Genomic DNA, 20480 nt, shown 5'->3' with positions numbered 1-20480 from the left:
GTATCTGGTTCCGGCTGTGCTGTGCCGCGCTCGCCTACCACGCCGGGCCTGGCGAGCGCGTAGTGCATCAGAACTTATGGCGAATACCGACACGCAGCGAAACTTGCTTGTCGGTGGTAGAGGGCGTCAGCCCAGTGATTTGCGCCACGGCGGACTGGCCGAGCGAGTCCGTGCCACTTGTTTTTTCGTAGACCGCAAGCGTGTAGACATCCGTGCGCGCCGAAAGGAAATAGTCGAGGCCCGCACTGAAGAGGTTATAGTTAGCCCCATCTTTCCCTCCTGCACCGCCATTGCGGGTGTAGTCATAGGCCACGCCAGCAAGCAGGGAGGTTGTGAGCTGGTACTTCGCATTGATTTCCACGTTATTGAAGGCGGCTGTGCCTTTATAGTGCAACGTGTTCGGCCCTGACGCAGAACCCATATCTTCGAATCGTGTATTCGAATACGCGAGGTTCACATTGAGTGAGCCAAGTGTCACACCAGCACCTACGCCTGCAATCTCCAGACGGTTCGCGGAAGCGTAGCCCGCGAAGACAGGATTGCTCTGCGGACTAGTCGCGCTGCCGAAGCTTCCGAGGTTGTTGGTGGTCGCAGGGCCGGCGTTCGGATTCGCGCCGAAGAATGAGGTGTTCGGATTGCGAATGTTCAGGTAACCCGCACCGATCGAGAAGGGGCCGTGCGAGTAAGTTGCGCCGGCGCCCCAAATCCAGTTGCTTGAAAACGAACCGGGCGTACCGCCAAGGTTCATCATGGCCTCGACGCTCAGTCCCCGGTAGTTCGCGCTGCGGAACTTGATCGAGTTGTTGATCCGTCGGGTGTTGAGCGCGTTGTCCAGATCGCTCGGGTGCGACGCCATGTAGCCGCCCCACTGGGGGGCTGCGAGAAACGGCCCGAAATTGTCGACGACAGGATCGTACTGCCGCCCGAGTGTCACCGTGCCAATGGGATTGCTCAAGCCGACATAGGCTTGTCGCCCGAACAATGCGCCGCCTTGGTTTAGCACGCCGTTATTGCTGTAAAAGCCGCTTTCGAGCACGAAGAGCGCCTTGAGGCCTCCGCCCAGGTCCTCGGTGCCGCGAAACCCCCAGCGGCTACCCTGCAGACCAGCCGACCCGCCCTCAATCATGGCGATCTGGTGTCCGCCCTGCAGGCCGGATGCCGTCTTCGCCGTCTGCACGTTATTGGTGTAGTTCACCCCACTGTCGATGATGCCATAGAGCGTCACGCTACTTTGAGCATGGGCGAGATTAGCAAATGTGCTTAGTACTGCAAAAGAAATTAACGACTTCTTCATTGATTGATCTCCATTGAAACACGTATTGTTGGTTCGATTCACTCTTCCGCGGACGCCAGGCGTTTCTTCCGGCATCCGCGGAAGGGGAGTTACTGGCTCTGATTGGCGACGGCGCTGTGCGCGTCAACAGTGCGCCGCTCGTTGACACGGATAAAGATGGTCATCAGGAACGAGGCGACTAGCAACGCCGAAAGAAACAGCAAACCCGGTGTTGCGCTTTTCCCGGAACCCTTTAGGTAGCCGATCGCGAATGGACCGACGAAGCCGCCCAGATTGCCCACTGAGTTGATGACCGCAATGGACACCGCCGCGGTCGAACGAGTCAGAAACAGGGTCGGCAGCGCCCAGAACGGCGACTTGAACGCATAGAGCCCGGCGAGACTCAGGCTGATCATCGCCATCGCAACATACGGGTTTGTCGTGAGTCCCGCGCCAAGCAGTGCGAGAGCGGCGATGCCTAGCGGAATGGCAGAGTGCAGGCGGCGCTCATTTCGGCGATCCGAACTGCGCGACCACAGCACCATCGCAACCGTCGCGAAGATGTACGGGACCATCGCGATAAGTCCGATCTGCGTGTGGCTCAGCGACTTCGAGAACCCCTTGATGATCTGCGGCATCCAGTAACCCACGCCCAGACTGCCGCACTGGTATACAAAGTAAATGAACGACAGGTACAACACCTTCGGATTGGTCATGGCCTTGATCGAGCCGAAGTGCTTTGCGTCTGGCCGAGCCTTTCGGTCATTGGCCAGTTCGCCGAGCAACCAGTCGCGCTCTTCGGGCTTGAGCCACTTTGCGTCAGCGGGACGGTCGGTCAGCCAGAGAAAGCACAGTACGCCGCCAATCACTGCCGGCGCACCTTCGAGTACGAGCATCCAGCGCCAGCCACTCCATTCGAACCAGTGGACGTTATCCATCACCCACGTGCTCAACGGAGCGCCGATGATGTACGAGACGGGAATCGCGGCCGTAAAGAGCGCAACTGTGGTCGCAAGCTCTTTCGCCCGGAACCAGTAGGTCAGGTACACGATGATGCCGGGAAAGAATCCAGCCTCGGCCACACCAAGCAAAAAGCGCAGGACATAGAGCTGTGTCGAGTTCTGCACAAACGCGGATGCCACGGAAACGGCACCCCACGTCACAAGAATGCGTGCGATCCAGACACGTGCGCCAAACCGGTTGAGCATGACATTGCTTGGCACTTCGAAAAGAAAATAGCCAATGAAGAAGATGCCGGAGGCGAAGCCGAATGCTTCGCTCGTCAGCGCGAGTTCGTGATTCATCTGTAGCGCCGCGTAGCCAATGTTCGCGCGGTCGATGTACGAGATCACATAAAGAATGAAGACGAACGGAATGATGCGCCAGGCGATCTTGCGCACGAGCGCGCGTTCGTCGATTGCGGGGTTAGCTTGCATGGAGTTCTCCGCCGGCGGGCGCGCCCGCCGGGTTTCGCGTGAATCGAATATGCGTGTCAGGCCTGGTGTTGCGAGAACACCATGCAAACGGGGCTTCCCGACTGGGCGACGAAGCCAGTTGGCGTGAGGCTGCCCGAGTGTGCGTCGACGGAAAACGCGACGATGGTGTCGCTATCCTCGTTGAGCGCGTACATGAAGCGCCCATCCGGCGTGGTCGTGAAAAAGCGCGGTGTCTTGCCCTGCGAGGGCACGGCGTTCACGAAGTGCAGATGGCCGCTGGCGGGATCGATGCGGAACACGGCAATGCTGTCGTCACCGCGGTTCGACGCATAGACGAAGCGGCCGCTGCGATCGACTTCGATTTCCGAAGCGCGGCTGTCGCCCGTATAAGTGTCTGGCACGCTGGAGAGCACTTGCAGCGCAGTCAGCGCGCCGTTCGCCGCGTCATAGCGATAGGCCGTGACCGTCGAATCGAGCTCGTTGACGACCCACGCGTAATGGCCCTGCGGATGGAACGCAATATGACGCGGCCCCGCGCCTTCGCGCGAGACGACGAAGGGCGGATTGGCCGGCGTGAGCCGACCGTCCTCGAAGCGGAACGAAAACGTACGGTCGAGTCCCTTGTCGGGGACGATCACGAACCGACCGCTGGGATCGAACGGATTGAAGTGCGGTTTTGACTGTTTCTGTTCGACACGATGCGGCCCGATCGGGCCATCGAGATGGACGAGTTGCGTAAGCGGCTCGAGCGAGCCGTCGGTGGCGATGGGCAGCACCGCGAGACTCGACCCGATGTGATTCGACACGACCACATAGCGTCCGCCTGGATCAATCGCGAGATGCACGGGATTCTTGCCCTCGGTGCTCTGCTTGTTCAGGAAAGTGAGTGTGCCACTGGCCTTGTCGACCTTGAACGCGCTGATATCGCTCAGGTCACCGTGCACGGTGTAAAGGCGCTCGCCGTTGGCACTCAGGGCCAGAAACGAGGGGTTCACCAGATCCTTGACGAGCTGCACGAGTGTGAGCGCGCCGGTCTGAGTGTCGATCTGATAGACGCTGATGCCGTCGCCGCGGGCGTTGCGTTCTCGCGTGGTGCGCGAGCCGACGTAAGCAAACATATGATTCATTCCTTTTAAAACTCGATGGCGCGAAGCCGGTTCAGCAGAGAAGACCGGCGTCGGCAGGACACCGGACATGGCGAGTGCTCCCAGCGCCGCGCCCGCCTGCATAAGGCGGCGCCGCGCTCGGTCCGGACGCGCCAGTAAGGCGCCACTTTTGCCGGTCTTCTTCACGGTGTCTCCTGATTTTTGTATTTCGGGTTTCCACTGGATTGCATTTTTACCTGGTAAAGTGCAAAAATACAGTCATGGAAAACACTGACACCCTCACCATTGGCAGTCTCGACGTCTCCGGCGTCGCGCTGCGTTATGTCGATCTGCCTGGCATGTTCGGCGCTGATCTGCGCGAACTACCCGTCGTGCTGCGGCTGCTGCTCGAAAACGTCATTCGTAATACGGATGGCGAAGAGCGCGAGCAGGCCGTCGCGGCGATTCTCGCGTGGCGCGAGCGCGCGACTAGCGAGCACGAAATCGCGTTCCAGCCCAATCGCGTGCTGATGCACGACACGACGAGCACGCCCGCGCTGGTGGACATCGCCGCCATGCGCGACGCGCTCGCCGAGGCCGGCGCCGACCCTGCGGTGCTCAATCCAGTGCTGCCGGTTGACTCGTCGGTGGACCATTCGCTCGCCGTCGAATACTTCGGCAAGCCCGATGCCGCGCCAAAGAATCTTGCGCTCGAACTGCGCCGCAACGAGGAGCGGTACCGCTTTCTACGCTGGGCATCGCAGGCGCTCACGGGCGTGCGTATCCATCCGCCCGGCACGGGCATCATGCATACGATCAACCTGGAGCAACTCGCGACGGTGGTGACGCGCGTGACGCGCAACGGCCACGATTGGGCGGTACCCGATACGCTCATCGGTACGGACAGCCATACGCCGATGATCAACGGCATCGGTGTGCTCGGCTGGGGCGTGGGCGGTCTCGAAGCGCAGACGGTGATGTTCGGCATGCCGGTCATGCAGCGCATTCCCGATGTGATCGGCGTACGGCTCACGGGTGCCTTGAAGCCGGGCGTGCTTGCCACGGATCTCGCCCTCACGGTCACGCAGCGTTTGCGCGCGATTGGCGTGTCGGGCGAGTTCGTCGAATTTTTCGGACCGGGTGTTTCGACGCTCAGCGCGGGCGAGCGCTCGGTCGTGGCCAACATGGCGCCTGAGTACGGCGCATCCACGGGCTTTTTCCCGGTGGATGCCCACACGCTCGACTATCTGCGCGCAACGCATCGCAGCGAAGAAGCGGTGCAACTCGTGGAAGCGTTCACGCGCGCCGCGGGCATGTGGTTCGATCCCGAGGCCACGCCGCGTTACACGCGCACGGTCGACATCGACCTTGCCAGCATCGGCATGCATGTGGCTGGCCCGCGCCGCCCGCAGGATCTGCTCGATTACACGGCGCTGCCCGCCACGCTCGCGAAGCTCGAATTCAGGCCCAAAACACAGCACGCCGAAATGCCGCGCCACCCCGTGGCAATCGCAGCGATCACGAGTTGCACGAACACATCCGATCCTGCGTTGCTGATCGCCGCCGGTCTCGTTGCACGCAAGGCGCGTGAAAAAGGGCTTTCGGTGCCGGGGTGGATCAAAACTTCACTGGCACCGGGGTCACCTGCTGCCGCTTCATACCTCGAACGCGCGGGATTGATCGACGACCTTTCCGTTGTGGGCTTCGACATCGTCGGCTTTGGCTGCACGACCTGCATCGGCAACTCGGGCCCGCTCACGCAAAGCGTGCGCGCGGCGCAGGCCGAAGGCAGCATCTATCCGGTCGCGGTGCTCTCGGGCAACCGAAATTTCGCCGGCCGCATTCATCCCGATCTCGATCTCGGCTTCATCATGTCGCCGCCGCTCGTGGTCGCGTTCGCACTCGCAGGCAATGCCGAAACCGATCTGGGCAAGGAGCCCGTGCAATTCGCCGCCGACGGCTCGCCTGTCTTTCTGCGCGACTTGTGGCCCTCGCGAGAGGAAGTGGCCGCGCTCGTCGCGCAGTCGGCAGACCCGGAGGATTACCCGCGCGCATTTGCGCTTGCGAGCCGCAATCCCGCGTGGCACGACCTCGACGCGCCTTCTTCAGCCCGTTTCCCGTGGGATCCGAAGTCCACGGCATTGCGCCGCCCGCCGTTCGCGGCGCTGGACCAGGGCAGCCAGCTAGGTAGTTACCGTGCGTACCCGCTGCTCGTGCTCGGCGACGACGTGACGACCGACCATATCTCGCCCGCGAGCGCGATCCCGAAAGACAGCTTTGTCGCCGATTTCCTCGTCTCGCGCGGCGATGACCGGAACGACCTCAACGTGTTCGCCTCGCGCCGCGGCAACTGGGAAGTGATGATGCGCGCGGCGTTCTACAACAAGACGCTCGTGAACCAGCTGAAGCCGGGCATGCCCGTAGCGCACACGCTGCACGTGCCGAGTGGCGATGTGCTGCCGATCTATGAGGCAGCGCAGCGTTACGCCGCAGCGGGCGACTCCGTCGTGCTCGTCGCGGGTGAGCGCTACGGCACGGGTTCGTCGCGCGACTGGGCTGCGAAGGGCCAGCGCCTGCTCGGCATTCGCGCGGTGCTCGCCGCAAGCTTCGAGCGCATTCACCGCTCGAACCTCATAGGGATGGGCATTCTGCCGCTGCGCTTCGCGGTCGGCACAGGGCCAGATACACTTGCGCTCGGCCCGGGTGATATGCTCGAAGTCGATGCCCCCGCCGCCGCTATTACGCCGCGCTGCGAGGTGCCCGTGCGGATCGCGCGCGCCGATGGCCGTGTCGAGACCATCGCCGTACGCGTGGCCGTGGAGACGCAACTCGAATGTGCCCTGCTGCGTTCGGGCGGCGTGATTCCGCTAATCCTTCACCGAAATCTAGCGACCCAGGAGGCCTGATAGGAACCTCCCGCGCCGCGTAGCTGGTTGACTGAAATGATGGACCGATCGATTGCGACCCAGATTGTCGAACTCATCAAGAACGAAGGGCTCGAAGTCGGCCAACACCTGCCCGCGCAGATGCTGGCCGACCGGCTGCGCGTGTCGCGCTCGCCAGTGAACGAGGCACTCGCGCTGCTGCACGAGAAGGGCGTGCTCACGCGTGAGAAAAATCGAGGCTTCTTTGTGGCGCGGCCAGTGGCTGAATCTCTTTCTGACGTAGTTGCGGAACTCGGCCTTTGCGAGGCCGACATCGTGACGAGCGTGTACTTCCAGATTGCCGACGATCGTCTGAAGGGCGAATTGCCGGACACGTTTTCCGAACAGATGATCCGCACGCGCTACGGATTGACGAGCGCGCAACTGACTTCGGTGCTGGGCCGCATCGCCCAGGAAGGCTGGGCTGAGCGCAAGCCGGGCTATGGCTGGGAGTTTTCGCCGATGCTCACCACGCCGGACAGTCTGCTCAAATCGTACCGCCTGCGTCTGGCGCTCGAGCCAGCGGCGCTGCTCGAACCGGGTTATCGACTCGAGCGCAAGGTACTCGAGCGCTGCCGCGAAGTTGAGAAGCATCTGCTGGCGGGCGGCATCGAAACTGACACGGCGGACCAGATGCACGAGCGCGGCGTGCGTTTTCATGAGTCGCTGGTTGAGGCATCAGGCAACAGCTTTTTCATTGATACGATTCGGCGCGTGAATCGCGTGCGTCGCCTCATTTCGTACCGCTCGATGCAGCATCGCGAACGTTATGTCGAGCACGCGAAGCAGCATTTGCATGTGCTCGAACTGCTGGAGCGAGAGCGTAACGAGGAGGCATCGGAAGAATTGCGTCAGCACTTGCTGCACACCCTCGATGCGCTCGCGCGCATTCGCGAAATTTTCGAACCCTGATCTTCGTACTCTAATACCAATGTACATCGATTCTGCCGTAGTCAAGGCATTCGCACCCGGGGGCACGTTGCGCGCCTCCATCAATCTCGGCAACCCGATTCTCGCAAACCGTGACCCGCAGTCGGGCGAGCCCTTCGGCGTATCCGTGGACCTCGCACGTGCTTTCGCGGAGCGCCTTGGCGTGCCGCTGGAACTCGTCGTCTTCGATGCGGCGGGCAAGTCCGTCGAAGCCGTGAGCGATGAACGCGCGGACTTTGGCTTTTTCGCTGTCGATCCGAAGCGGGGCGAGACGATTTCCTTCACCGCCCCTTATGTGCTGATCGAAGGTTTTTATCTTGTACGTGACGATTCGCGGATCCGTACCAACGTCGATGTCGATCAACCACATAACCGCGTGGCGGTGGGCAAGGGCAGTGCATACGACCTCTTTCTCACGCGCGAATTGAAGCAGGCGGAGATCGTGCGCGCGCCGACCTCGCCGACCGTCGTGCGGACGTTTCTCGACCTCGGCCTTGAAGTCGCCGCGGGCGTAAAGCAGCAACTCGAAGCAGATGCCGAAAAGGTCGACGGCTTGCGTCTGCTTGACGAGCGCTTCATGGTGATTCGTCAGGCCATGGGCGTTGCGAAGAGCCGAGGAGAGAAGGCTGCAGAAGCGTTATGTGTTTTCGTCGAAGAAATGAAACGATCCGGTTTTGTGGCACGCGCTCTTGAGCGCCATCGTATCGGTGGCGCATCGGTCGCGCCCCTGGAGTGAACTGGCGGCGCCCACGGGGTACGGGGAAGGGAGTCCTCGCGGTGGTTGCAAGGGGGCAATAAGCGCGCCGCAACACATCCAATCGTCGGTTATGGGTATCGTGTGTACCCGCGCATCAATTGATTTGGAATGCTAATAATAGAAGCATTCACGAAAACTGCATACGTAAATGTTGATTGGTCATATCCAGAATGCAAAGGGTTCGGATGAAAGTCTCAACAAAATTGATTGCGCTCGTTCTCCTTACGCTGATAGGCGTCGCGGCAGTTGTAGGTATCGCGTTGTACTCGTTAAGGGCGTCTTTGATCGAAACCCGACGCAGCGAGATCGTAATTCTACTTTCCAAGGCCGAGCATATTGTCAACTTTTACCGCAGTCAGGAGGACTTGGGGCGCCTCACAAGAGATCAGGCCCAAATGGCAGCCAAGGTAGCATTGTCACAACTTAATTCCGATGAAAAGAGCTATTTCTGGGCGACAACGCTTGATGGGATTGCCCTCGTCCATGTCAACTCACGGTACGTTGGAACCAGGACCACGGATTTTAACTATCGCCCATACCTTGCTGTCAGTCACTTTGCCTTGGTGGACGTTGTCACACGTCGGCCAGCCGACGGCACCTTGCTCCGCAAGCTGCAAGGGGTCGTCGAGATTCCAGATTGGCACTGGCTGGTCGGAACGGGCTTCTTTTACGACGACATCGATGCGGCATTCTGGACCTTGGCAACCCGTTTGCTTGTAGTATCGCTCGCTGTAGTGGCAGTCGTTGCGGCGTTGGCCTGGTGGATGACCCGTGGCATTGGCAGAGCTCTCGGCGGCGAGCCAGCAGCAGCGGCACGAGTCGCGAGTGAGATTTCCGGTGGAAATCTTGCGGTCGAGGTATCGGTGGCGCGACATGACCGTTCGAGTCTTCTCTTCGCGCTGGCTGACATGAGAGACAATCTCAGGACGTTGGTTTCGAATATTCGCCAATCAAGCCAGTCGATAGCCACAGGGGCAAACGAGATCGCTCAGGGAAACACCGACCTCTCGCGTCGCACTGAAACGCAAGCCGCGTCGCTGCAACAGACAGCCGCAAGCATGGAGGAACTGACGAGCGCAGTGCGACAGAACGCAGAACATGCCCAACAGGCAAACGCCCTTGTTGAAACAGCTGCATCTGAATCTCGCCTCGGAGGGGACGCCGTTCGCGAAGTCGTCGAAACAATGCGGTCGATCGCCGACCAGGCCGGGAAAATGGAAGGGATCATTGGCGTGATCGAGAGCATTGCGTTCCAGACTAACATCCTTGCATTGAACGCCGCCGTGGAAGCAGCACGCGCGGGAGAAAGTGGGCGCGGGTTTGCGGTAGTTGCGGGCGAGGTTCGTAGTCTCGCGCAACGCTGCGCCGTCGCTGCCAGGGACATAAAGGATTTAATTGGGCGCTCGGTCACACATGTTCGCGATGGCACCGGCCTTGTCAAAGCGGCTGGGGAGAGAATGGACTCAATCGTTCATTCCATCCACCAGGTCAACGATATTATTCAGGAAATCTCTTCCGCTGCTGTCCAGCAGAGCGCCGGAATCGAGGAAGTGAACCGCGCGGTCGCTCAAATGGATGAAGTTACGCAGCAAAATGCGGCACTGGTTGAGCAAGCTGCTGCCGCAGCCTCTTCTCTTGACGAGCAGGCGGTGCGCCTTCTTGACGCGGTGTCTGTGTTTCGGGGCGACTGCCGGGCGATCTAATACTTTCGTGGCAACGCCGAACTGTTGCGGGCATTCGCGGTTAGACCGCGAGCCGGAAAACTATTCGATCCTCCGATGAAGGGTCGACTGACTGTACGTCAGGAAGGGTAGGGGTGGAGGTCAGTGCCAGTCTTTCGACAGCGGCGACGTTGGTAGATTACGATGCTGCTGGCTGCCGCGCAGTGATTAGTCCATTTCTTCGGTGGAAGATCGAGATGACGGTCGTGACGGTTGCAAAGAGCCAGTCGCATATCCCGATTTCCGTGGCGGCTGCCGATAATGTCGTACGTGGCATTGCTGTGAGGCGCGGTATCGCGGAACCGGCACTCGTCAAAGATGGGAACGCTTCGCCTCTACCTTGTCCAGAAGTCGGTGCCATGGATGGATCAGGCTAGCCACCTGGACAGCAATTCCATGTCCGTGGATTTGCCTGAGCGAAGTCACCGGAACGGGCATATCGGCCTCGGTAGCGGCGCCGGCCAATAACCGCGCAGCGCTTGCTCCCCACACCGTACTCATGGCAATCCCCCGACCCGAATAGACGCCCGCGAACAGAAGGTTCGGCGCAAGGTTCATCAGTCGGGGTATGCGGTCGGGAACGACAGCAAGCGTTCCCTCCCAGTACTCGGTGGCTCTAAGCTCTCTGAGTTGAGGAAAGACGGTGTGGAACTTGGCCATTACGGCAGCCATCCCTCGCTCGGCAGCATTGTGCCAAAGGGTATGAGTTCCGATCGCTTCAAGCCGCCCTTCGCTGTCGTAGCGACAGGCAAATAGGTCTCTTCGTGTGTCTGAGACGCCTTCGTTACCCGGTAGCACAGTTTTTCGTTGCTGTTCGTTCAAACGCTCAGTTGCCACCTGATAGATGCGTACGGGAATCAGTGATCGGCGCAGCCCCGGCCAGAAGTCACCAGTAAGGGCATTTGTGGTGACCAAAACACCTTTCGCTGTAATCTCGCCTGCAGTAGTACGGACTCGCCATTTACTTCCGTCCCGGACGATGGAAGCAACCGGCGACGTCTCGTATATGCGGACCCCCTCGCTGGCAGCGCCGCGAGCAAGTCCTCTACAAAGCGCGTAGGGATTGAGGTGGCCGGCGTGGTTCGCTTTCCAGCCTCCTCGATAATTCAAGCTTCCCATTCGCTTTGATAGCAAGTCCCTGTCAAGCCACTCGACGGACGCTCCAAATGCTTTCCATTCTTCATAGAACGTCCGCCCCCGCAACAGCGCTTGCTCGGAGTGGCACGCCTGCATCCACCCATTACGCACTGAATCGCATGAGATCCCGTAGCGGTCCACCAAGCCAAAAAGCTCCGTTGGGGCTTTCGCAACGAGCCCATTGTAACGTTGGCCGCGCACAGGCCCGAGCAGTTGTTCGATCTCACTCGGGCTGGCTTTCGAATGATGTGGAATTACCTGGCCGTTATTGCGGCCCGATGCGGCTTGCCCAATGGTGTCTTGTTCGAGTAAAACCACGGATGCGCCTAGGCGTGCCAGTTCGATGGCAGCGTTAAGCCCGGACAAGCCACCCCCGACGACGACGTAGTCGGCCGTTTGGCCCTCAACGAGAGTCGGATAGCTGATGGTGGCCTCTTTTGAGATCTTGAGCCAGTGGTGTTCGGGTTGTCTCATTTCCTCTCTCCCAACGGTTTCGGCATACTGTCTGGCGCCTCTCGCCATGGTTCGACGTTAAGGTATTCCATTCAAATTCACTCATGAGGTACCGGCTTCATCTCCGGTCTGAGCTCGAGAAGACGAGGGAGCAATGGCGCTGCCGATCCATCCAGTTGCGGCAGACTTCATTTCCTGTCTTGCCGCCGGACCTCGCATGTCAAATGGCGTAACGCCGCGTATTCTCGAACACGGCACTGATTGATCACATGCCAGTGGCGTCGAGCGGCTACCGCCTCAAGAAGTACAGGTAGTCTTGATCTTATTGTCGACACTTGTGTGTGTCAATGTGTATATATTCTGACTGTTGACGGGGCGCGGCCGGACTCTCGCCAACTAGTTTGGCCGGTTTCCGGTGAGGCGATATACGGTCAAACTCCGATGTCTGGAACTCCCGTCAATGCGGCGATTAGCAACTGAGCTTCGGGAGATAACGTTGCCCCCCGCCTCGTTACAAGCTCATACGGTTCGGTTCGCGAAGAGACGGTCAGTGGAAGTTCGCACGCCCACTCGAGCGACTTGCAGAATTCGGCTACGGTAGTTGGCAGGAGTGCTACGCAGCATGCGCTACGCTGCAGAAGGGACAACGTGGCGAATGCTGAGGTCGTCTCAATGAGGTGTGGTGGCATTCTTAGGCCAGCTTCGTGAAATTCCCGCTCTAGCAGCCGTCGAATAGGCATGTTCGCGCGATAGACCACCCAGCGAGCATCCGCAAGATCCGCTACAGCTAGTACCGTTGCTGACGCGAGCGGATGCTTCTTGTTCGCGATGACCGTCAGGGTCTCGTCCTGCAGGACCACGCTCCTAAAGCGGTTCGGCACGTTGGTAACGCTGGTCCGGCAAACGGCCAACTCGATTCTGCCTTCGTCCAACTGGGCAAGCAGGGTCGCACTTGTTTCTTCCAGTACCTCAACGGAGACCTGTGGTTGCCGGTCCATCAAGGCGGTCACCGCCGCCGTAACGAGTGGCACGGCACCCATGACCGTGCCGGCAGAAACGCGCCCGCCGCACCCATGCAATACGCTGATCAGTTCCGCGCGGAGATTGTCCATATCGGCATGAAACAGGCGGGCATGTCGGATGACACTGTGCCCAGCCCTGGTCGGTTCTAGTCCGCGATTCGTTCGTATGAACAATTCCGTACCGAAAATCGATTCGATTTCCCGCAAAGCCTTGCTCGCTGCTGGCTGGGAAGTTGACACCTCACGTGCTGCGTTCAACAGCGACCCGTGATCTGCCAGAGCGACAAGTAAGCGAAGCTGCTTTGCATGCAGCCTGCCGATGATGGAATTGAGCGCAGGGATCATGAGTGAGGGTTATGTGAGGAGCTATAGCGGTATCCAGATCTTTCAATTCCCAGATCGATATCTGCCTTCTTATACTCCGGTCACACCTCTTCACGTCAGATCGGGCGCGTCGTCGGAAAGAAGGTCTACGCGAGGTCTACGCGTCGTCGCGTGATCATCCGGGCGGTCGGGGTGGAGATTTGTGCGGTCCTTGATCGCGGGAGCCTGGCGGAACGCCGGGCCTCCACATCTCCGCGGGTAAACGCGCGGTCATAATTGTCGACACTTGTGTAGAATTAAGTGTCGTCAATTATAGGCTATATCGCCTCAAGTTCGCCCCAATACCGCCATCCAGTACGAGGAACATTGGAAGTGAGACGTATGGAACGTGTAAGCGCTGTGAGCCGTGAGCTTCCAAGAGGAAGCATTGTCGCGTTGATTACGCCATTTACCCCTGAGGGAATGATCGACAGGCGCGCCTTGCGCAAGCTTGTCGATTTTCATGTTCGCAGCGGCACGGCGGGAATCGTCGTAGCCGGCACAACAGGTGAGGCTTCGACACTTACGCACGTCGAGCATCGGGAACTGATTGCCGCGACGGTTGAATACAGTAACGGCCGAACGCACGTGATGGCTGGTGTCGGTGCAAACTCAACCGCTGAGGCGGTCGATCTGGCGCGTTTCGCGGAAGAGGCGGGGGCGGATTCGCTGCTCAGCGTCGTGCCTTATTACATCAAGCCTTCCCAGGAAGGATTGGTCGAGCATTTTGTCACGCAGGCTGATGCTTCCAGGCTTCCCCTGGTGCTCTACAACGTGCCGGGGCGGACTGTGACTGACCTCGCGGTGTCGACCGTGAGGCGTCTTGCGGGTCATCCAAATATCTGCGGAATCAAGGACGCGACCGGCGACATGGCCCGTGCCGCAGAGCTTGTCGAAATGTTGCCCTCCAGTTTCGCGCTTTACAGCGGCGACGATTTCACGTCGATGGCCTATCTGGCGCTTGGAGGTTGGGGCGTGATCTCTGTGGTCGCGAATATTTACCCACGCAAAGTCGCTAACCTTTGTTCGCTCGTTGCCTCCAACGACTTGGCGCGTGCTCGTCAACACTTGATTGAACTTCTGCCGCTCACGCGCGCGCTGTTTGCGGAGACCAATCCCGGCCCGGTCAAGTTTGCAGCAAGCCTTCTTGGCCATTGCGAACCGTTCCTCCGTTTGCCGATGGTCATTCCCGAGAGGCCACTACAGCACGCCATTCGCGAGTGCGTGAAGGCGGGAGTCGAGAATGACAGCTAACTCAATGGCTGGTGCCGGTGGGCTCCCGGCGCACGGCCTGTCTGGTGAGGGCGCGCTGGCGCGCGTCAGCGAGTGGTTCCAGCGATCGGGGATTAGCCGTGGCCGGGCTGCTCGAGCCTCGCGTCTGTCCGGCGGTGCGATCCAGGAGAATTGGCGCATCGAGATGGATGATGGCGAGCGATTCGTTTTGAGAACCGACGCCGACGCTAGCATTCCTACGAGTTGTTCAAGACCCGAGGAGTACGCTCGCTATTCCTTGGCCTACTCTCATGGGGCCCGCGTTGCGCGTCCCTATGGTCTATGCGAAGACCGGTCCGTCATCGGCAAACCGTTCTTTATTCTCGAGTTTGTATCGGGCGAGACTGCGGGTCACGTACTCGTGAAGGACAACGCGGTTCCTGATCGGGAGGCGCTTGCACACGAACTTGGGGAACTCCTGGGAGTAATACATCGTGTTCCGGCAGTCGATATAACGCCCGTCTTTGGTGTGCCACCTTCGGCAACCGCCTTGGCGTCGATCCAGCACATCCGCAGGCAACTAGACGAGTTGCCCGAACCTCATCTCGGTGCTGAAGTGTGTCTCCGCGAGTTGGAAGCGCGACTTGGCCGGGAAACTGAAGCCGTTTTCGCCCACGGTGACTATAGAACCGGCAACTACATGGTCGATAAAGGGCGCGTATCGGCCATCCTAGACTGGGAATTCTCCGGATGGTCGCACCCACTTGAGGACATTGGCTGGTTCACCGCTCCATGCTGGCGATTCGGTCGATTTGATATGGGCGGCGGCGGCGTCGGATCACTGCAGAGCTTCCTCGACGGATACAGACATTCAACGGGGCGGCACGTCGATGCATCTGAGCTCGTCGACTGGCAGGCTCTCGCCCAGATCAAATGGGCGGTGATCGCTCTGCATCAGGAGGCGCGACACATCTCAGGCGCCCAGCGGAGCCTCGAACTCGCGCTTTCGGGTCGCCTTGTTTCCGGTCTTGTACTTGAGGCAATGAAACTCATGGAGATTTAATGAGGAATCGCACAGAAATGGCGATGGACCTGCTTGTTGAGGCGCGGGAGACGCTGACAAACGCAATTACTCCGGTGCTGTCTGGGCTGGACCGATACAACTGTCTAATGATCGCAAACGCCTTGCGGATCGTGGAACGTCAATTCACATCGACGCATTGCGATAGCGCGGTGAAAGCGGGGTGCCTGACGTTCGACGGTCATACATTGACTCAGGCCATTCGCGACGGACAGTTCGACTCAAACGGCCCTATGCGCGCTGCTCTCCTGCACCACGTACGGGTGGGTTTGCTCCACGAACTCGCCGTCGACAACCCGCGCATGCTCGAGCAATTCTAAAAACTCTCCGACAGGCTGACTTACCATGGACTTCTCGATTGACGCATCGACGCGTGATGTTCGAGATCGCATCCGCGCATTTGTCGACACCACGCTCCTGCCCCTAGAGGCAAAGCGTGAGTCTTACGACGAACACGAAAACATATCGGAGGATCTGCTCGTGACGTTGCGGAAGACGGCACGTGAGCAAGGCCTTTGGGCCTTGCAGATGCCGCGGGAGCGTGGCGGGGGCGGACTGTCGATCGCGCAGATGGCGATTTGCTACGAGGAAATGAATCGGTCGATCTTCGGTCCGGTCGTATTCAATTCGGCGGCGCCGGACGACGGAAACATGATCCTGCTGAACAAAGTCGCCACCCCCGCACAAAAGGATCGCTGGCTGCAGCCGATCATTGATGGCAAGGTGCGGTCCGCCTTCGCGATGACGGAACCCGCACCCGGTGCAGGCTCCGACCCCTCGATGATGATCACCACGGCAGAACGTGCCGGCGACAAATGGATCATTCGTGGTCGTAAGTGGTTTATCACCGGCGGTGCGACAGCAAAGCACTTCATTGTCATTGCCCGCACGTCGCACGATTCGCGCAAAGGCCTGTCGGCGTTCCTGTTTCACGCCAACGATCCAGGCTGGCGAATTGTGCGCCGGATTCCGATCATGGGTCCCGAAGAGCACGGCGGTCACTGCGAACTTGAGTTCGATGGACTCGAAGTTTCAGATGAGCAGCGACTGATGGAAATCGGCGATGGACTCAAGGCGACGCAAATCCGTCTTGGCACGGCGCGCCTGACTCATTGCATGCGCTGGAACGGCATGGCGAGGCGAGCGCTTGAACTGGCTGTAGGCCACACGAGCTTCCGGAAGGCCGGGGGAGAGGTTCTCGCTGCTCGTGAGGGCGTCCAGTGGATGCTTGGAGACGCTGCAATGAAACTTGATATCGCGCGGTTGCTGACGATGCGAGCAGCCTGGTATCTCGATCAAGGCGATTTCGCGCGCCCTGAGATCTCGATGGCGAAGATCGCGGCCTCCGAAACGCTACATCAGGTGATTGACACGGCGATCCAGTTGCATGGCGCTAAGGGCTATTCAAAAGACACGCTCCTCGAATGGATGTACCGCTACGCGCGCCAGGCCCGTCTCGTCGATGGCGCATCTGAAGTCCACAAGATGGTCGTTGCCAAGGCGCTCCTTGAACGCGGAGCGGATATGTGGAACTGGGACGCGCATCACGCCTGAACGGCGAAGGAGCAATTGTGACACTGCGAAAAGTTTCGCTCGACGATAAATACGCACTCGAATCTGGGCGCATCTTTTTGACTGGCGTTCAGGCGCTTGTCCGGCTGCCGCTTATGCAGCACCGCCGCGACAAGTCGAATGGTCTGAACACTGCCGGCTATATCTCGGGCTATCGGGGGTCTCCGCTCGGGACATACGACGCTGAGCTTGGCAAAGCCAGGAAATTTCTGGCAGATGCCAACGTCGTGTTCGTTCCGGGCGTGAATGAGGATCTTGCTGCGACGGCAGTTTGGGGCACCCAGCAAGCTGAAGTTGATGGGGACGGCGCATACGACGGCGTGTTTTCTATCTGGTACGGGAAAGGGCCGGGTGTCGATCGCAGTGGCGATGCGTTTCGCCACGCGAACCTGGCGGGGAGTTCCCGCAACGGGGGCGTGCTTCTTCTCATGGGGGACGATCACACATGTGAGTCTTCCACGACCTGCCACCAGTCTGAATTCGCCCTTCTTGACGCGTCGATTCCAGTCCTGAGTCCAAGTGGTGTCCAGGAGATTCTGGATTATGGTTTGTACGGCTGGGCCATGTCACGCTTTTCGGGATGCTGGGTCGGCTTGAAATGCGTAAAAGACACGGCCGACGCCTCGGCAGCGATCGACGTGGACCTCGAACGCGTGGCGCCGGTAGTACCAGCGGACTTCGTTCTGCCGCAGGGAGGTCTGAATCTCCGGCAGCCGGATACGCCCCAGGAACAGGAGTATCGGCTCCACAACTACAAGCTGGATGCAGTCCGGGCATTCGTCCGCGCCAACGGGCTCGACAGGGTCGTACTCGGAGGCGAGAACGCCAAGATTGGCATTGTCACGCACGGCAAGAGTTACCTTGATGTTCTTCAGGCAGTCGACGATCTCAACATCAGCGAAGCCGATCTCGCTGCCATGGGCGTCGCAATCTACAAGGTTGCGTGCCCGTGGCCCCTGGAACCGGAAGGTATCCGCGAGTTCGCACGTGGCCTCGATCTACTGATTGTTGTTGAGGAAAAGCGGAGCCTCGTCGAATCACAGATCAAGGACATTCTTTACAACACCGCGGACGCGCCGGTTGTCATTGGCAAATGCGATGAAGAGGGGAGGAAACTTTTCGCCGTCGAAATGTCGTTGAATTCAGTGCAGATCGCGATCGCACTCGGACAGCGTGTAGCGACCATTGATCGTAACGCGACGGTGGCTGAACGGGTCGCCTTTCTCAAGGAACTGAACGCTGTCGAGCTCGCACCGGAAGCAATGCTGCGCAGCTTCTATTTCTGCAGTGGATGTCCGCACAATTCTTCGACCGTCTTGCCCGAAGGCAGCAAAGGGTACGCAGGTATCGGTTGCAGCTGGATGGCGCAGACGATGGACCGAAATACGCTCGGTTATACCCAAATGGGTGCCGAAGGTATGGCATGGGTCGGAGAGGCGCCGTTCTCCCGGCGCAAACATATGTTCCAGAATATGGGAGATGGCACGTACTTCCATTCAGGTCTGCTCTCGGTGCGTGCTGCGATTGCCGCAAAAACGAACATCACGTTCAAGATCCTCTATAACGATGCGGTCGCGATGACGGGGGGGCAACGTCATGACGGACCGTTGAATCCGATGACAATTGCTGCACAGGTTCACGCAGAAGGCGTCCAACGCATTGCGGTTGTCTCCGATGAACCGTCGACGTATTCGCCAGAGACTAACTGGGCGCCGGGCGTGACGATCCACCACCGGGAGGAGCTGCAGAAGCTACAGGAAGAACTCCGGAATGTGCCGGGCGTATCTGTACTCGTGTATGACCAAACGTGCGCCGCTGAGAAGAGACGTCGACGCAAGCGCAAGCAGTTCCCCGATCCCGCAAAGCGCTACGTCATAAACGACCTCGTCTGCGAGGGCTGCGGTGATTGCGGGGTCAAGTCGAACTGCGTATCGCTGGTGCCGCTCGAGACAGAGTTTGGGCGCAAGCGCGAAATCGATCAGTCGTCTTGCAACAAGGATTATTCGTGTAAGAACGGCTTTTGCCCAAGTTTCGTCACGGTACACGGCGGAAACCTGCGCAAGGCGGGTGCTGTGGACCCGGACGTTGGCCTCTTTCCCGCGCTGGTCGAGCCGAATCTGCCTTCGCTCGACGAACGTGCCTACTCGATCATTGTGACTGGTGTAGGTGGAACCGGTGTTGTGACTATCGGCGCCATTCTCGGAATGGCCGCACACCTGGAAGGAAAGGGGTGCGGCATTCTCGATATGGCAGGGCTGGCACAGAAGGGTGGCTCAGTCTGGTCTCATTTGCGATTTGGCAAGAATCCGGCCGCGATCAAGGCAATCCGTATTGCGGCCGGCGGTGCCGATGCGGTCCTCGGATGCGACATGGTCGTTGCGGCAAGCCGCAAGACATTAGCGACGACCCGCAAAGGCGCGACGCGCATGCTGGTGAATACGCACGAAGTGATGACAGGAGAGTTCACGAGACACCCCGACCTCAAATTTCCGTCGGCCGAACTCCGAAAGGGTATCACTGATGCGGTCGGTGACGAGTGTGTTGAGTTTGTCGATGGGACTCGCTATGCGGTCAATATCTTTGGCGACAGCATTGCGGGCAACATGTTCATGCTCGGATATGCGTACCAGCGCGGACTGGTTCCGATAGGTGCCGAAGCCATCAATGCAGCCATCGAGTTGAACGGCGCTGGCGTCAAGATGAACAAGGATGCGTTTGTGTGGGGACGGAGGGCGGCTTTGTCTCCGGGCGCGGCGGAGCGGGCGCTCGTCGCAGCAAGGCCAGTTCGTCCGTCGCTTCGAGTCTCTGAAACGCTCGAGGAATTGATCACTCGTCGCGTCGCGTTCCTTACGCAGTATCAGAACACGGCCTACGGCGAGCGCTACCGGTCGCTAGTCTCGGAGGTGCGGGAATGGGAGCGGCGGGTTTTCCCAGAACAGGATGCGATCGCGCGTGCCGTCGCTCGCAACTATTTCAAGCTTCTTGCCTACAAGGATGAATACGAGGTAGCGCGCCTGCATTCGTCGCCAGAGTTCATCGAAAGCCTCAAGCAGCAATTTGAAGGAGATTTCCGCATCGCGTTCAACTTGGCGCCGCCGTTGCTTTCGCGAAAGGACGACTTAACCGGGGAGCCGCGCAAGAAGGAATTCGGATCGTGGGTCCTCCCAGCGTTCAAGGTGCTGTCAAAGCTCAAAGTCCTGCGAGGAACGCCTCTTGATGTGTTCGGCTATACCGCAGAGCGCCGTATGGAACGCGAATTGATCACGCGATACGAAGATACAGTTCGCGAGATTCTTCGCAGTGGGAATTCCCGTAACTATCAGGCGGCACTCCGGGCGGCATCGATCGCGGAAAAGATCCGCGGATTTGGGCATGTCAAGGAACGCAACTTCACGGCGGTTGACGTCGAGTGGAAAAACGCGCTCGCGCAGCTTACAGGTCACTCGGTGATCGAGTTGAAGCAGGTCGCGTAGTGTTCAGCCTTCTTTAAGGTATGGATAGGCTTGGAGGAGAC

Annotated in this window: 14 protein-coding genes; 9 read left to right on the top strand and 5 right to left on the bottom strand. The window is 59.2% G+C overall.

Going from position 1 to position 20480, the window contains the following annotated elements; genetic code table 11:
• Window positions 1-67: 67 nt before the first annotated feature.
• From U5A58_RS35100 to U5A58_RS35090, 3 genes are all read right to left on the bottom strand, one after another.
• Window positions 68-1294, bottom strand: a complete 1227-nt coding sequence (locus tag U5A58_RS35100; RefSeq protein ID WP_321930528.1) for a porin — start codon at window positions 1292-1294, stop codon at window positions 68-70.
• 89 nt (window positions 1295-1383) lie between these two features.
• Window positions 1384-2709, bottom strand: coding sequence for an MFS transporter (locus U5A58_RS35095; protein WP_321930529.1), 1326 nt, complete (start codon window positions 2707-2709; stop codon window positions 1384-1386).
• Window positions 2710-2765: 56 nt separating this feature from the next.
• The gene (locus U5A58_RS35090; RefSeq protein ID WP_321964807.1) at window positions 2766-3827 is read right to left on the bottom strand and encodes a lactonase family protein; all 1062 of its coding nucleotides are present in this window, start codon (window positions 3825-3827) and stop codon (window positions 2766-2768) included.
• A gap of 248 nt (window positions 3828-4075) precedes the next feature.
• On the opposite strand from U5A58_RS35090, the gene acnA reads away from it, so the two are divergent.
• The 4 genes from acnA (at window position 4076) to U5A58_RS35070 (ending at window position 10108) form a co-directional block, all read left to right on the top strand.
• Window positions 4076-6700: an aconitate hydratase AcnA gene (acnA, locus tag U5A58_RS35085; protein WP_321964806.1), complete on the top strand. Its 2625-nt coding sequence runs from the start codon at window positions 4076-4078 to the stop codon at window positions 6698-6700.
• 36 nt (window positions 6701-6736) lie between these two features.
• Window positions 6737-7630 (top strand): GntR family transcriptional regulator, encoded by an 894-nt coding sequence (locus U5A58_RS35080; protein ID WP_321930532.1) that lies wholly within the window; start codon window positions 6737-6739, stop codon window positions 7628-7630.
• Between the two features lie 19 nt (window positions 7631-7649).
• Entirely contained in the window at window positions 7650-8384 is a 735-nt protein-coding gene (locus U5A58_RS35075; RefSeq protein WP_321964805.1) for an ABC transporter substrate-binding protein, read from the top strand.
• A 206-nt stretch (window positions 8385-8590) separates the two neighbouring features.
• Entirely contained in the window at window positions 8591-10108 is a 1518-nt protein-coding gene (locus U5A58_RS35070; protein WP_321930533.1) for a methyl-accepting chemotaxis protein, read from the top strand.
• A 330-nt stretch (window positions 10109-10438) separates the two neighbouring features.
• Here the strand turns inward: U5A58_RS35070 and U5A58_RS35065 are convergent, their stop codons facing one another.
• Complete coding sequence (locus U5A58_RS35065) at window positions 10439-11737, bottom strand: FAD-binding oxidoreductase (RefSeq protein WP_321964804.1); 1299 nt, start codon at window positions 11735-11737, stop codon at window positions 10439-10441.
• Between the two features lie 410 nt (window positions 11738-12147).
• Window positions 12148-13083 (bottom strand): LysR family transcriptional regulator, encoded by a 936-nt coding sequence (locus tag U5A58_RS35060; protein WP_321930535.1) that lies wholly within the window; start codon window positions 13081-13083, stop codon window positions 12148-12150.
• Window positions 13084-13443: 360 nt separating this feature from the next.
• Between U5A58_RS35060 and dapA the strand changes: the two genes are divergently transcribed.
• Genes dapA through U5A58_RS35035 form a run of 5 tightly spaced genes read left to right on the top strand, consistent with a single transcriptional unit; the run spans window position 13444 to window position 20439 of the window.
• Window positions 13444-14355 (top strand): 4-hydroxy-tetrahydrodipicolinate synthase, encoded by a 912-nt coding sequence (gene dapA, locus U5A58_RS35055; protein ID WP_321964803.1) that lies wholly within the window; start codon window positions 13444-13446, stop codon window positions 14353-14355.
• Entirely contained in the window at window positions 14345-15376 is a 1032-nt protein-coding gene (locus U5A58_RS35050) for a phosphotransferase family protein (RefSeq protein WP_321964802.1), read from the top strand. The genes dapA and U5A58_RS35050 overlap by 11 nt, the downstream gene beginning before the upstream one ends.
• A 17-nt stretch (window positions 15377-15393) precedes the next feature.
• A complete protein-coding gene (locus U5A58_RS35045) occupies window positions 15394-15714 on the top strand; it encodes a DUF6285 domain-containing protein (protein WP_321930538.1) in 321 nt (106 codons plus the stop codon).
• A 25-nt stretch (window positions 15715-15739) separates the two neighbouring features.
• Window positions 15740-16948, top strand: a complete 1209-nt coding sequence (locus U5A58_RS35040) for an acyl-CoA dehydrogenase family protein (protein WP_321964801.1) — start codon at window positions 15740-15742, stop codon at window positions 16946-16948.
• Window positions 16927-20439 (top strand): indolepyruvate ferredoxin oxidoreductase family protein, encoded by a 3513-nt coding sequence (locus U5A58_RS35035; protein ID WP_321964837.1) that lies wholly within the window; start codon window positions 16927-16929, stop codon window positions 20437-20439. The genes U5A58_RS35040 and U5A58_RS35035 overlap by 22 nt, the downstream gene beginning before the upstream one ends.
• Window positions 20440-20480: the final 41 nt, after the last annotated feature.

Origin of the sequence: Paraburkholderia sp. J7, from assembly GCF_905220155.1 — a bacterium.
Classification (GTDB): Bacteria; Pseudomonadota; Gammaproteobacteria; order Burkholderiales; family Burkholderiaceae; genus Paraburkholderia.
This window is presented reverse-complemented; position numbering and strand designations above follow the sequence as displayed.

What these genes read in the sequence shown, in the direction of transcription:
- U5A58_RS35100 (WP_321930528.1), bottom strand. Translation starts at nt 1,294, where the DNA reads ATGAAGAAGTCGTTAATTTCTTTTGCAGTACTAAGCACATTTGCTAAT.
- U5A58_RS35095 (WP_321930529.1), bottom strand. Translation starts at nt 2,709, where the DNA reads ATGCAAGCTAACCCCGCAATCGACGAACGCGCGCTCGTGCGCAAGATC.
- U5A58_RS35090 (WP_321964807.1), bottom strand. Translation starts at nt 3,827, where the DNA reads ATGTTTGCTTACGTCGGCTCGCGCACCACGCGAGAACGCAACGCCCGC.
- acnA (WP_321964806.1), top strand. Translation starts at nt 4,076, where the DNA reads ATGGAAAACACTGACACCCTCACCATTGGCAGTCTCGACGTCTCCGGC.
- U5A58_RS35080 (WP_321930532.1), top strand. Translation starts at nt 6,737, where the DNA reads ATGATGGACCGATCGATTGCGACCCAGATTGTCGAACTCATCAAGAAC.
- U5A58_RS35075 (WP_321964805.1), top strand. Translation starts at nt 7,650, where the DNA reads ATGTACATCGATTCTGCCGTAGTCAAGGCATTCGCACCCGGGGGCACG.
- U5A58_RS35070 (WP_321930533.1), top strand. Translation starts at nt 8,591, where the DNA reads ATGAAAGTCTCAACAAAATTGATTGCGCTCGTTCTCCTTACGCTGATA.
- U5A58_RS35065 (WP_321964804.1), bottom strand. Translation starts at nt 11,737, where the DNA reads ATGAGACAACCCGAACACCACTGGCTCAAGATCTCAAAAGAGGCCACC.
- U5A58_RS35060 (WP_321930535.1), bottom strand. Translation starts at nt 13,083, where the DNA reads ATGATCCCTGCGCTCAATTCCATCATCGGCAGGCTGCATGCAAAGCAG.
- dapA (WP_321964803.1), top strand. Translation starts at nt 13,444, where the DNA reads ATGGAACGTGTAAGCGCTGTGAGCCGTGAGCTTCCAAGAGGAAGCATT.
- U5A58_RS35050 (WP_321964802.1), top strand. Translation starts at nt 14,345, where the DNA reads ATGACAGCTAACTCAATGGCTGGTGCCGGTGGGCTCCCGGCGCACGGC.
- U5A58_RS35045 (WP_321930538.1), top strand. Translation starts at nt 15,394, where the DNA reads ATGGCGATGGACCTGCTTGTTGAGGCGCGGGAGACGCTGACAAACGCA.
- U5A58_RS35040 (WP_321964801.1), top strand. Translation starts at nt 15,740, where the DNA reads ATGGACTTCTCGATTGACGCATCGACGCGTGATGTTCGAGATCGCATC.